At 67.8% G+C, this 13,550-nt stretch carries 7 protein-coding genes; 5 read left to right on the top strand and 2 right to left on the bottom strand.

The window, feature by feature from the left end; all coding sequences use genetic code 11:
- Positions 1-696 precede the first annotated feature (696 nt).
- The 4 genes from FPZ41_RS50295 (at position 697) to FPZ41_RS22445 (ending at position 6,718) form a co-directional block, all read left to right on the top strand.
- Positions 697-906: a tyrosine-type recombinase/integrase gene (locus FPZ41_RS50295; RefSeq protein WP_407698804.1), complete on the top strand. Its 210-nt coding sequence runs from the start codon at positions 697-699 to the stop codon at positions 904-906.
- Positions 907-1,498: 592 nt separating this feature from the next.
- The gene (locus FPZ41_RS22455; protein ID WP_152865301.1) at positions 1,499-1,894 is read left to right on the top strand and encodes a hypothetical protein; all 396 of its coding nucleotides are present in this window, start codon (positions 1,499-1,501) and stop codon (positions 1,892-1,894) included.
- Positions 1,894-2,829, top strand: coding sequence for a hypothetical protein (locus FPZ41_RS22450; protein WP_152865299.1), 936 nt, complete (start codon positions 1,894-1,896; stop codon positions 2,827-2,829). The genes FPZ41_RS22455 and FPZ41_RS22450 overlap by 1 nt, the downstream gene beginning before the upstream one ends.
- 88 nt (positions 2,830-2,917) lie before the next feature.
- Positions 2,918-6,718, top strand: coding sequence for a CHAT domain-containing protein (locus FPZ41_RS22445; protein WP_152865297.1), 3,801 nt, complete (start codon positions 2,918-2,920; stop codon positions 6,716-6,718).
- Positions 6,719-6,868: 150 nt separating this feature from the next.
- Here FPZ41_RS22445 and FPZ41_RS22440 read toward each other — a convergent pair whose 3' ends face one another.
- Positions 6,869-9,541: a hypothetical protein gene (locus FPZ41_RS22440; RefSeq protein WP_152865295.1), complete on the bottom strand. Its 2,673-nt coding sequence runs from the start codon at positions 9,539-9,541 to the stop codon at positions 6,869-6,871.
- Entirely contained in the window at positions 9,534-11,108 is a 1,575-nt protein-coding gene (locus tag FPZ41_RS22435) for a hypothetical protein (protein ID WP_152865293.1), read from the bottom strand. Before FPZ41_RS22435 ends, FPZ41_RS22440 begins: the two co-directional genes overlap by 8 nt.
- Positions 11,109-11,361: 253 nt before the next feature.
- Here FPZ41_RS22435 and FPZ41_RS22430 point away from each other — a divergent pair, with 253 nt between their 5' ends.
- Entirely contained in the window at positions 11,362-13,542 is a 2,181-nt protein-coding gene (locus FPZ41_RS22430; protein WP_228022906.1) for a hypothetical protein, read from the top strand.
- The last annotated feature ends 8 nt before the right edge of the window (positions 13,543-13,550 follow it).

The following is a 13,550-nucleotide window of genomic DNA, read 5'->3' as shown; positions in this document are numbered from 1 at the left end:
TCCTTCAAAGACTTGGTCGTCTTGAAAGATCAGCCGGTGGCCGTTCGTCTATGCGGGCCTCATCCCGACGCTGGAGCAAACCCCCAGATCAGGTCAAAACCCGTACACCACTTCTCGGGACTCAACCGCCACTGCCCACCACAACGACCAGGTGAGAACGAAGCTCGTCGATCTGGTCGACCTCGCTGTCCAGCGGCCCTATCGGTGCAAGGACCGTGAGTACGTGCGTGTGGCCCGGGCGGTGGACGGAGACGAGTTGCGCGGCAGGCTCCACAGGGCTCATCGCTCGGGGAACTCGTGGGCACAGCTCCACGCGGGCTACGTTCTCTGGCTCCTGAACCATCCCGAGGTGCCGAACACCCGACATGTTTGGAAGACGTGGCTTGCCGGCACGCGCACCCGCTGATTCAGGGCGCACGCTTTCCAACTGTGTTGGCGGTCTCTTGGGCTGCGTCCGGGGGCGTTCACCAACGGTCATGGGCGGCCGGCGTGGGCGGCAACAACTGCTGACAGTCCCGTCTGAACGACCGTGAACGGGGCTGAATGAGACGGGAACTGAGACGGGCGGGGCGGCGAACGCTCGCTCTGCCGACGCGGTGCGTCGGGGTCCCGTGACAGCACTTCGAAGACCAGGGCTGGGAGCGGCTGGCCGCTGGCGACCAGTGGGAGGAACACGGGCCGGTCTTCTCCTCGGCCGTGGGTAAGCCCCTCGACGCGACCAACGTGCGGTGCGCCTTCCGCCAGGCGCTCAAGGTCGCCGAGGGGATCAACGTCAACGAGTGGACCCGTCGGGAGCTCCGCCACAGCTTCGTCTCGCTGCTCTCCGACCGCGGCGTCCCCCTGGAGGAGGTCTCCTGGCTCGTCGGCCACTCCGGCACGGCCGTGACCGAGGAGGTCTACCGGTAGTAGATCCGGCCCGTGATCCAGACCGGCGCCCGTGATCATGGACGGCATCTTGAAGCGCGATCCGGAGCGCTGGTCACGCAGATAGGCATGCAGACGAAACAGGTGAGGCTCCTACGGATATCCGTAGGAGCCTCACCTGGTGTTTCACTGTCGGGGTGGCGGGATTTGAACCCACGACCTCTTCGTCCCGAATGAGGTTCGATCATGTTGACCACCTGCTGTTGACGATATCGTTGCAGGTCAGCGCGTTGGTGATGGTTGGCCTCGGGTGGTCTCGCGGGGGCTCTGGGGGAAGATCTTCTCCCAGATTTCTCCCAAGCAGCGAGGGGACGGCATGACGGTTGCTTCCGCACGCCGCGTCACGAAGGCGAATTTGCGCGATGCCGTACGCCGTCAGCGGCAGCGTGGCGCGTGGCACACCGCCGCCTACGCATCGCTCGCGCAGAGGAGATCGGCTGAACCGTCCTTTCAAGGACCTCGGCGCCTCTTTGCTCTGCCCGAGGGAGTTGGCCGAACCCGCGCGTGCACCTGCACATTTGGAGCAAGAATGGCGGCCTGGTGGATCAACAAGGCGCAGGGGGCGGAGTTTTGCATGACGAGCCAGGTGGAAGTAGGCGGCCTGAGGATCGCCAAGGCACTGTCGTACGTGTGTGGGCATCGGGACGAACTCGCCGCGCTGCTCGACGAGGACGACGCCGCCTTGCGTGCTGTCGAAGCCGTAGTCGGCAGGCCGCCCGCGGACGACGTCTCGCTCACTGTCCTTCTGGACGCTTTGCACGCAGCGGTTCGACGCGCAGGCGACCCGTCGGGGGTGTATGGGGGAACGGGCCGCAGTGTCATACTGGTCGGTGTTGCTGATTTAGACGTCGTGTACCGGTGCCCCTTGCAGCTGTGTATCGGTCGGTCCGGTCATGAAGTGGACGACGACGTGCCACGCTGCCAGTTTGCCCCCGGCGAGACGGCGCTGATCCGGGAGAGGCTCCCGTAGTGGGAGGGCTGCTCAGTGAACTCAGCAAGAAGCTGGCCGAGCGGTGGCTGACTCTCCTCGTACTCCCAGGCGCGCTCTACTTGGCGGTCGCCGCAGCCGGACACACCCTCGGGCAGAGTGCCGCGCTGGACGTGGGGCGGCTTACTCACGCGATCTCGGACGTTGCCCGGGCTCCCGAGGCCACCACGGTGGGCGGCCAGGTCGTGCTGCTCGCTGCCATCCTGGCCGGTGCGGCCGTCACTGGTCTGGCCGCCCAGTCCCTCGGCTCCGTTGTCGAGCGTGTGGCCCTGGCTGCCGGCTGGGGCGCATGGCCGTGGTTGTTCGGCGAGTTGGCCGAGCGTCACGTGTCACGCCGACAGCGTCGCTGGGACGCGGCACGGGCGGAGTACGAAGCCCTACGGCTTCTGGAGCGTGCTCCGCGTCCGGCTGACCGCCCCAGGCCCCGGGAGCGTCATCGTGCGGCCCACAGGTGCGAACGTATCTCCGTGGAGCGGCCTGAACGGCCGACCTGGAGTGGTGACCGGATCCACGCCACCGCGGTCCGGCTAGACCGAGACGCACATGTCGATCTCCTCATCCTCTGGCCACACCTCTGGCTCGTGCTGCCGGAAGAGATACGCGGCGAGATCGGCAGGGCCCGCGCCGCGTTGACGCGAGCTGCCGTCCTCGGTGGATGGGCCCTGCTCTATCTGCCTCTGGCCTGGTGGTGGTGGCCCGCGGTGCCGCTCGCCGCCACGCTGGTGGTCATTTCGGCCCGTCGCCTCCGTACTGCCTCGGACACCTACGCCACGCTGCTGGAGGCATCTGTGCGCCTTCACCTGACGGACCTGGCCGACAAGCTGCGCATCGAGGAACAGCCAATGGGCCCTCCACTCGGTGGCGCGGTCATGCGACGGCTGAGCAGCCTGGCGCCAGCGACGGAGCCGGCTTCGTGAGCTCCCTCGCATTCAGAGGCTCGCCTCGGCAGACCTGGACAGTGCAGCAATCAGACCTACCGGAGACCGGGAAGTGACAGGACGGTTCATGCAGGGGCGCGAGCAGGACTTCGCAAGGGAACACGAACTGGAGCAGCGGATTGCCGTAGTGGGGTTGCGGCTCGAACGGCTGGCCCGTGAACAGGACCTTGGTGTGGTGCTGGAGCCGGAAGCACTGGTCGAGGCCCGCCAACTTGCCGCAATACTCCGAAACGACGAGTCCGACCTGGAAGGTCATTACGTCCTCGGTTGGTTGCACGCCTTCAGGTACCGGGCACTTCCCGAAGGGGCTGGGCAGCGGGACAGAGAGGAAGCCGTCGCGAAGTTCACGCCCTGTTTCGTGTTCGGCGCAGATGAGGAGGATCTGCCAGACGAACTCCTTCCAGATGTGGCCCAGCACGCGCTTGGTTTCGTCTGGAGGATCCAGCAAGGGATGGACGCTTCGCCGAGCCCGGCGCTGCGCGCAAGAATGACCGATCTCCTGCGGCGCATCGCGGCCGCTATTCCCCGTGGACAAAGCGAGCACGCGGAAACGCTGTCCAATCTTTCCGTCATCCTGAAATCCCACTTCGACGTGGGTGGCGAACGAGCGGATCTGGACGCGGCGATCGACGCTGCCCAGGGCGCAGTGGAAAGCACGGCGACAGGGCACCCGAACCAGCCGGTCATGCTGTCCAACCTGTCGGGTGTGCTGATGGAGCGCTTCACTCATACAGGTATGGCGGCGGACCTGGACGATGCGATCGAGACCGGCCGACTGGCAGTCCAAGCTGCCGCGGGCTCCCCTGCCCACCGGGCTGGCGGACTCAATAACCTGGGCACCGCGCTGCAGACCAGGTTCACCGAGAGAGGCATCCTGTCGGACCTGGACGCGGCGATCGAAGCCTTCCAAGAAGCGTCAGACCTCTGTGCCGAGGACGACGACAAGGCAGGATTTCTTCACAATCTTGGGATCGCCTGGCGGGCCCGATATGAGAGCACTGGTGTCCCGGCGGATCTGGACAGCGCGATCGAGTGCGGCCAGACCGCAGTAGAGGATGCCTCCGAGGAACATCCTGGACGCTCCATATTCCTGTTTGGGCTCGGTGACATCACGCTGACTCGATTCGAGCGGACCGGGGAAACAGCCTATCTGGACCGATCCGTCAACGCGTTCCAGGAAGCTCTGGAGATGCTCCCGCCGGGGCACCGGGCTCGTGGACTTCGTCTCTCCGGCCTGGGTCAGGCTCTCCTGGCGCGATACCGCAACGGCGGCGACAGATATGACCTTGATACGGCGATCGAGATGAACCGCGCTGCTTCCCGGGAAATTACCCCGAACCAGACCGAGTTCAACGCGGCCCTCAACAACTTGGCCATCTCTCTCTGGCAGCGTTTCGAATGCACTGGTGATATGGCCGACCTGGACGAGGCGATCAGTGTCAGTCGCGCTTCCGCTCAGGCCACCGCGGACGGTCACGTCGACCGATCGACCCGTCTGTCCAACGTCGGTCTGATGCTGTGGACTCGGTTCAAGCACACCGGGGGGATGTCGGACCTGGACGCCGCGATCGAGTTCGCGCACGGAGCTGTGAAGACGGCGCCCCGTGAACACTCCGCCTTCGCGGCGATGCTGTCCAATCTCGGCGCAGTGTTGTTGCAGCGTTACGAACGGAACGGGGACCCCCAAGACCTCGACGAGGTGATCCGAAGGAACCGCGAGGTCCTCGGCATTGTGGATGCAAGCAGTCCTGACCGTCCTCGTTTCCTCGCGAATCTGTCGGTCGCCCTGTATGCCCGCTTCCAGCGCGCTGGAAGCTTTGAGGACTTGGACGGCGCGGTTGCGGCGGGACAGGATGCGACCGCCACCGTTCCATCCCACCACCCTGAGCGCTCGAGGTACTTGTCCTTGCTGGGGGGTGTGCTGACCGTCAGGTTCGAGAAGACCGGGTCTACTGCGGACCTAGACGACGCGGTGGTTGCGTGTCAGGCCGCGCTCGACACCTCGCCGGCAGAACATCCTGAGCGTGCCGACTACCTGTTCCAGCTCGGGTCGGCCTTGCACCGCCGTTATCAGCGGACTCACTTGAGACAGGACTTTGATCGCGCCCTGGCCGCCCACATGGAAGGCGCGCGAGCCGACGGGGCTAGGCCCTCGATTCGGATTCGGGCCGCCCAGGCAGCGGCTTCAATGACCGGACGGTCGGATCCTGATCTCGCAGCTGATCTCCTGGACGGTGCCGTACGCCTGCTGCCCGAAGTGGCAGACCGCCGGCTGAGTCGCGGTGACCAGCAGCACGCCATGGGCAAGTGGTCCGGGCTGGCCGGAGATGCGGCGGCACTAGCTCTTGCTTCTCGCGAAGGCACACCCGCTGAACGGGCGGCGCGAGCACTGCAGTTGATCGAGGTGGGTCGCGGCGTCCTCCACAGCCAGGCGTTGGACATGCGGAGCGACCTCGCAGAGCTTCGCGAGCGCCATCCCGACCTGGCCCATCGCTTCGAGGTACTTCGGGACGAGCTGGACCGGCCGATGGAATTGGCTTCCCTCACGGAGCCTGACGGACAAGTAAGCGCCGCGGTACGTGCGGTCGATGCCGAGGAGCAACGACGCAGCCGCGCCGACCAACTTCAGGCCACGCTGGGCAACATCCGAGCGCAGGAAGGATTCGCCAGCTTCGCTCGTCCGCCCGCCGTCAGTGAGCTCCTGGCACAAGCCGCCTCCGGCCCGGTGGTGAGCTTCACCGTCAGCCACTACCGCAGCGACGCACTGCTGTTGACGTCCGATGGAATCGAGTCCCTGAACCTGCCCGACCTTACGTACGACCTCGTCATCGACCAGATACAGACTTTCCATGGGGCACTGGAAACCGTTGCGGACCCGCGCATGTCGCCTCTCACGCGAAAGGAGGCGCAAGCGACGCTTCACGCTGTCTTGGGGTGGCTGTGGGACGCGGCGGCCGAGCCGGTCCTGCGCAGCCTTGGTTTCACTGGTGAGCCCTCTCCCGGACAGCCGTGGCCCCGCGTCTGGTGGGCGCCTGGCGGGCTCCTCTCGCTGCTACCTCTGCACGCTGCCGGCCATCACTCCGAGCCGCTCCGGGCCGACTTGAGAGACGGGGAACCGCCGACAGTCATGGACCGTGTCATCTCCTCGTACACCACCACTATCCGCGCACTGCACCACGCGCGCCGTCGTCGCACATCCGCGCCGTCCGTGAGCCGGTCACTGATCGTGGCCATGCCCACAACTCCGGGCGTTCAAGGTCGCCTGGACCACGTCTCGGAAGAAGCCGCACTGCTGTGCGGCCTGCTGCCCGAGCCGACGCTCCTCATGGCGCCGGGTGCAGAAGCTGACGGCATGACCGTCCCCGGGCCGGAGACACGACCGACCAAGGCTCGGGTCCTGAAGGCCCTCTCCGATTCCGGGATCGTTCATTTCGCGTGCCACGGTGCCCACGACCCCGACGACCCGTCCCAGAGCCTGTTGCTTCTGCACGACCACGAACGTGATCCGCTCACGGTGGCGAGCCTTGCAGGAATGAAGATGGACTCGGCCCAACTGGCCTACCTGTCAGCGTGCCGAACAGCGTTCATGGAATCCGTGGAGCTGATCGACGAGGCCATCCATCTCACATCGGCTTTTCAGCTCGCGGGTTTTCCCCACGTCATTGGCACCCTCTGGGAGATAAACGACGAGGTGGCCTCGCATATGGCAGCTGACTTCTACGCTGAGCTCGGCGGGGTCACCGACCAGCATGCTGACCTCGACACGGATGCGGCGGCCCGTGCTCTGCACCACACTGTGCGCAGGGTCCGTGATCGCTATTCCAAGTCCCCCTACCTCTGGGCGGCCCACTTGCACGCCGGGATCTGAACGCGGGCGGTGTCGCTGCTGAGACGCGGCATCGACATACATACTGTTGTCGATGCCGCGTGCACCTTGGTCTCGACTGATCGTGAGTGCGCGGTGATTGAGTGTCCGTGACGCGGATCTTCCGCGATGGACATGTAGAAACTCCCCAGGCTATGGCTCACATTGCGGTGGTTGGGGTCCGACCAGGCCGAGATCCGACAGGACTTGGTGAGCCAGTTCGAATGGCTGGTTGCGGGGGCCGTGGGGTACGGAGGCAGCGGATTCGAAGCTGCGCTGTGCGGCGAGAGCTCGGGGGCCTACAAGTCCGGTGAGCCGGTAATGCCGCCAGAGGGGAACCGGCCGGCGAGCATCGACCACGATGAGGTCGGGTCGACGCCAGACAACCAGCGCCCAACCTCCCCCGCCGGACTCCGAGCCCGAGTCGGCCCAGGCCCCGACCAGGGGCGCATCCTCGGCGGAGCCGACTGCTTCGAGTGCCACCAGCGCGGGGTTGCTGAAGCGGCCGGTGACATGGAGCAGGAGTCGTCCGTGGCGGTGTACGTCGCGCCCCTTCTCGGCGAGGGACCATACGGCGTCAGCGAGGGGATCGTCCTGGACGACGTCCGACGCGACATCGAGCACGGCGGCTTGGTCGACGGCCGGGCCGAAGGCTGTGTCGAGCAGCGCCGTGTATTCCGCGATGTACGCGGAGTCCACTGCGGGAAGCAGGTGGCCGACTGCCTGGGAGGCTTCGTTGAAGGCGAGTGTCTCAGGGGTGATCTCGTAGCGCGGGGCGTGGCTTCGGAGCACGGCGAGGGCGACTGCGGCGAGGCTGCCGACCTGGGGCTCGATCCGCTCGGGGAGATCATTTCGGTTCAGTGCGCGGACGGCCCGGGAAAGCAGCGGCAGCCAGTCGGATTGTGCTGGAGACCAGGCGCCGGCCGCGACGGTCCACAGGGTCAGCCGGACGACGAGCATGCGCTCGGGAGGACCCAGGTGGGGAGCGAGGGCGACGAGGCGCTCCACCCAGCGCCGGTATCTACGGCGGACTTCCTGGTCGGCCTGCCGGAGGTCGGGCAGGGTGGCGGTGCTGCTCGCTTCGGCATCGGCTGCCTCGGGATCGTGCTCTGCCGCCATGGTCTCGGCGTCGTCATCGTCGAGGGCGGCTTCGCTGTCGTCGGTGAACCGCTCGTCCCAGGAGACGGGCAGCAGGTCCTGAAAGGGCGTGCTGATGTCGGTGGGAAGGGGGAGTCCCAGCGCGAAGCGCGTGAGCGGGTGTCCGACGCGTCCGGCGCATTCGTCCAGATAGCGCTCCCAGCCGTCCTCGTCGCCGTCAAGCGGGGCCGTCGCGGCGGCACCGCCGGTGCTGCTGCTCGCGGATACGCCCGCTGAGGTGGGGGGCAACCCCGTACGAAGGGTCTCCAGGTCGCCCAGGAATCGTTCGGCGAGCCGGGGGTCCGTGAACAGGTCGGGTGGCCGTGTCGTGGGGGCCTGGGACTGGGTCGGGGTCATTCGGCGCAGCGCGCGGTCAGGGTCGACGACGAACACGATGTTGCCGAAGCTCGGTACGCCGTCGCTGTCGACTACGACCAGGCGCACACGGCTGCCCGCATCGGCCGGAGCCGTCACCGTCAGCGTGGCCTGTCCGGGCGGGATGTCGGCGATGCGCTCCCATGCCTCCGGCGGTGCTGCGGCCTGAGACAACTCCAGGTGAGCGGTGTCGGAGAGAGGCCGGGCCACGCTGATCTCCAGGCCGTCCGGTACGCGTAGGGCACCGAGCAGCAGTGGCCCATTGCCGGCGATGGGGCGGGGAAGGGGCGGGACTGTGTGCAGCCGGGCGGCGGGCTCGTCGGTGCCGTCCGGAAGGAGGGTGGCGGGGATGGGGGCGATGATGCCGAGTTCGCAGTTGCCGCCGTCGCTCTGGGAAAGCAGCAGGGCCGCAGCGGAGAGGTTCGGGCTGCCGGTCAGGGCCCACCGCTGCCCCTCGGAGACCCACTCGACGAGTTTCCCGTGGCGGTAACGCTGGTCGTTGTTGCTGATGACGCGTCCGTCGTACTCCTTCACCAGGGCGGCGACCGACGGACCGTCGAGATCGCTGAGTCCGGGCTGGTAGGCGAGGGTGAACCGGCTCGGACGGAAACGTTCGAGCAGCCGCCGCAGTGCCATCGAGCGCCGGTCGTAGAAGGGCGCGAACACGGCCAGTTCATCGACGGGCCCCTGCGGCAACTGATCGATGATCGGCGAACGCAGACTGCTAACGACGCGGACCTGTGGCGCGGTGGGTGTCCTGTCGCGGTGGAGCCGGTCCAGCAGCGCTGCGACCCGACCCAGCGCCTGTGGCACTCCGGCGGAGAACCTCACCTCTTCCGGGAGGTCGCGCAGCCATGCCGACAGCTCCGGAACCGCGGTGGGACTCTGCTCGCCGTCCACCCGCAGAACCGTCCACAGTTCGGCGTTGGCCTGCCACCCGGCCAGCGTGGTGTTGCCGGAGCCGAGGGCGATGATGGCGTGTTCGGGTCCGGCGAGGACGATCAGCTTGGGATGGAACGCGGCACCGTGAGCGTATGCCATACCGGCGAGGTAGCTCCGGCCGGCCCGCCGGACGGAGCGGGGATCGTTCCGGGCCATGGAGACGTCTCCCGCCACCGTGACGCGTGCGCCGGTGGCCTGAGTGACGCCGAGGGCGACCTCCTCGAAGAAGCCGAGATCGGCGGTGAAGCTGAGGAAGAGTGCTTCCTCCAGGTTCCGCCCGCCCGCGCGCTCCTCGTCGAGGATGAGGGTCAGTGGGGAGGCGAACGCGGTTGGTGGCTCCACCACTCCCGGTGCCGGCGCTGTCTCAGTCAACGAGAGCCCTCCCGCTACTGGTCACCGACCAGTGCTGGTCGTCGTAGTGCAGCACGCCGCAGGTGGCCAGGACGGTCCCGAGCTGGTCCAGCCGTAGCCCGACGTCACCGCGCCCCTCCTGGCTCGTCCGGTACAGCAGCCCGCCCCGTTCGTGCAGCCGGGTCGGTAACCACAGCGTGCCGTCAGGACGTCGGCGGGCCTTGGCCAGCGCGATCCGCTGCGACCGCGCCACCAGGTCGTAGGTGAGTCGGCGGGCGACATCGCGCAGTTTCATGGGCCGGGCTTCGTCAAGCCGCCGCTGGATCCACTCCGGGCCGAGCTCGACACCACGCTGGCCGAGGAACGCGTCCCGGACCCGACCGGTGAGTTCGTCCACCCGACGGGCACTGGCGGCGAGCACCCGCAGTTCGGCGAGGGGCAAGGAATCGCCTGCCCACCGGAGGTCGTGCTCGGCGGGCAACGGCGTTCCGGCCGTGCTCTGCGTCGCGGGCAGGGAGGACAGGAACGCGTCCACCGTCACGTCGGGCAACTCCGCGGCGAAGCGGTCGGCCACTTCCTCGATCGGCACCAGCCCGTCGACCTGTTCCACGAGCCAGGACCACAGGCGGCGCCAGGCTCCGACGGAGTAGTTCCGCAGCACCACTCCGCGCCAGGCGCCGGCCGCGTCGATGCCGCTGGTCACGGGATCGGTGGTCAGGAAGTCGCCGAAAGCGAGCACCTGGCCGATGTCGCGGGTGAAGTATCGGACGGGATGTGTGGCGACCACACGAGCCAGAAGCTGAATCGTCTGTCGTCGCGTTGCCGAGCGGGAGCCTGCTTCGGCCGGTGCACCGGGCTCGCACATGAGGTTCGCCAGCCACGCCCCGTCAGGATGCTCCCCGCCCACGCACACGCACAGCCGGTCCCCGAAAGGGGCGAGATCATCCACGTTCAGCGTGTCCTCGGCGGCCAGTTCGAGCAACCCGCCCAGTCCGGCTCGTAGTGCTGCGGTCTCAAGCCGCGGTCCGGGAACCGGCATGGGTCCTGCACCGAGGATGCCGAGCGCGACCTCGGATCCGGCGTACGGTGCCCAGAACCCCCACGAGTTGCCCACGTACCCGTTCTTGCCCGGGGCCTCGGCTTCGGACATGGTGACCGTCCCGGAGTGCAGCCGCCGGGCAAGAGCATCGACCCCATGAGCACGCGGCAGCCACTCCAGAGCCTGCGGATGATGCGCGAACGACACGGCGGACAAAGCCACTTCGGCGCGGCGCAGCAGGGTCTGGGCGGCCGGGACCGTCAGGTCTTCCGTATCGGCTTGCGCTGCGATCAGCCCGTGCAGAGCGTAGTAACGCGCGTGCGGGGTCAATGTAGTCACCCCTGGCACCAGGTGATCGACCATACGCCCCACATGCCGCTCCACCGAGAGTGGATAACGGCCCGCGGCGACGTCCAGTCCGGGGCGGCTCCAGCCGGGTCCGTCCACGAGGTCCGGTGCCTGCCCCTTGCCGCTGACGGTGACCATGCCCTCGGTCATCTCCCGCTGCCACCCCCTCAGCGCTGCCCAGCCGGGAAACTGATCCGTCATTCTGGCGCATCTCTCGGGAGGCAGCGGCACTTCGGATGTGAATCACCTAGCCGGATGAGACAGCCCGATGGGGTGAATATGTATCCATGTCTGATAACCGTCATTATCAAATGAAGGCGCACTCGCATGACCGGGGTCGGCGTATCGTCTTGTGGCGTCGGCGAGAATCCGCTGCAAGCGGAACCGTGACGCAAGACAAGGCCCGGCCTGAGGGCCGAAGCAGCTGATGTGACGATAGAGGAGCGGGGGAGGGATGCGCACCGTGATCACTGGTCTGCCGGACCCGGCACTCCACTCCCCCAGGCCGCTACCTCTCCTGGTATCGATGTCCGACATCGCGACGTTCGCCCGGGTGAAGCGCCCTGTCGTGTCCACCTGGCGCCGACGCCACCCGGACTTCCCAGCAGCGGTGTCCGAGAACTCGGGACGCCCTCTGTTCGACGGCGCACAGGTGACGGACTGGCTGATCGCAACCGGCCTGGGCAACGCCGCCCCGCAGGAGCTCCGATCCGAGCTGGCCCTTTTCGGCATCATCGCGCTGCGAGACCGCTTTACGCCGTGGCAGCTGGTCGAGACGCTCGGCAGCCTGCTGTGCCTGCGCCGGCTCGGCGGCCGGCCACTGGCCGACGACCGCGCGAACGCCTCCCCTCCCGACGACGCCGAAGCGGACGAGGCCCTCTGGTCCGCGCTGCTGCGCCGAGCCGAACGGATCGACGCCGAGGACGATTTCGTACTCCGCGAGCTTCGCTCGATCGACGCCACGGCGGCCCCGCTCGCCCGCCTCACCGAGGACCTGGTCGAGTCCGCCTACGACGAGCGCGGCGCGTACGAGTGGCTCCTCGCCGCCCGCTCCCGGCTCGGCCTGGACTCCCTCACCGCCGACGCGGTCACCCCGGAGCTGCGGAGCCTGCTCACCCAGCTCACCGACCTCCGCGCCCGCCTTGAGCGAGGCGAGTCTCTCACCCTCGCCGACCCGCACGCCCGCGCCGGCGACCTGCTCGCCGCGCTTCTCGACGACACGGAGGACCGCGACCGCGTCACCGTCCTCGCCGCCGACCCTGATGACCGGCTCACCCGCATCACCCGTCGCCGCTTCCTGCTGGCGGGCGTAAGCGAACTCGACCTGGACGTGCAAACCGGCTCCGACCTGGAGGAACGCTTCGCGGACCCGGACATCGTCGTCACTCAGCTCCCGTACCGCCCTGGCGAGGACCGCTCGGTTCTCGCCGCCCTGACGGAACTCGAACGCGTCGCCTACCTCCTCCGCCCCGGCTGCACGGCCCTCGTCCTCGGACCGGCCGACGCGCTCGTCGACGAACTGAAGAGCACGGAGGCCGCCCAGCTCCGCTCGGCTCTCCTGCGCGAGAACATCGTCGAGTCGGTCATCGCGCTTCCCGGCGGGGTCCTGCCTTTCCGCCCCGGCTACCGTCCCGCGCTGTGGACGCTCACACGCGGTCCTGTCCGGGAGGCGGAGGGCCTGGTCTTACTGGCCGACATCAGCGCCGAACAGCTCACGCCGGGTGTGCGCATGCGGCTCGCCGAGGATGTCCTCCTCTGGCGGGCTGAAGGCTTCCGAGGACTCGACGGTCACGACCCACGCTACGGCCGTGTGGTCCCCATCGCCGACCTAGACCGGGCCTTCGGCGGTCCGCTGACCCCGCCCGCGCCAACGGCCTCCGCGATCTGGTCGGACAAGGTCACCGAACGCCCCGCCCTGATCGCCGAGGCTGAGGCCCGCCTGGAGCGTGCGACAGCGGACACCCGGGCGTACGAGGACGAGCGAGGCTCTTACTGCGGGGCCGTAATGCGCAGGGTCGGTCGCCTGCCCAGGCGCACCACCCTCGGCAAGCTGATCACCGCACGCAGGGTGACCCGCCTCCCCGGCCACCGTATCGACGAGAAGCACCTCACCCGGGACGGCCACCACAACGTCCTGGGACCCGAGGAGATCACCGGCGAACGGCCCGTGGGCGACCGCCGCATCGACCGTCTGCTGCTGGCGACGGCGTACGAACGGGCGGCGCTCACCGAGCCCGGCGACGTCGTCTACACCCTCGCGCCCCGCCTCGGCGTGTACGTCGACCACGACGGCTTCTCAGTCGTCGCGTTCCCGGCCCGCATCCTCCGGGTCAACGCCGGCGCCACTCGTCCGCTCACCCCCCAGGTCCTGGCGGCCCTGCTCGGCGCGGCCCGTGGCACCGCCCGCAGCCCCAGCGCCGTACGTCCCGCCCGCCGTATCGAGGACTACCAGCTCCCTGACCTCGACCCGGACGAGGTCCTGCGGTTCGACGCCCTCCTCGCCGAGACCGAACGCCGGGAACGCCTGCTGCGCGCGCAGTCCGACGCGCTCGCCGAGGCCCGCCGCGTGACGATCGCGGGCTTGGCTGACGGCACCCTCACCCTCGGCGAAACCCGAACCACCAACGGTACTTAACCCATCCA

It is taken from the genome of Streptomyces acidicola (genome assembly GCF_009377235.1).
Taxonomy (GTDB): Bacteria; Actinomycetota; Actinomycetes; order Streptomycetales; family Streptomycetaceae; genus Streptomyces; species Streptomyces acidicola.
The sequence above is the reverse complement of the archived record's forward strand: the minus strand, read 5'-3'. Positions and strand labels throughout refer to the sequence as shown.

Excerpts from the sequence above, each read along its gene's own strand:
- FPZ41_RS22430 (WP_228022906.1), top strand. The coding sequence starts at position 11,362 with ATGCGCACCGTGATCACTGGTCTGCCGGACCCGGCACTCCACTCCCCC.
- FPZ41_RS22445 (WP_152865297.1), top strand. The coding sequence starts at position 2,918 with ATGCAGGGGCGCGAGCAGGACTTCGCAAGGGAACACGAACTGGAGCAG.
- FPZ41_RS22455 (WP_152865301.1), top strand. The coding sequence starts at position 1,499 with ATGACGAGCCAGGTGGAAGTAGGCGGCCTGAGGATCGCCAAGGCACTG.
- FPZ41_RS22435 (WP_152865293.1), bottom strand. The coding sequence starts at position 11,108 with ATGACGGATCAGTTTCCCGGCTGGGCAGCGCTGAGGGGGTGGCAGCGG.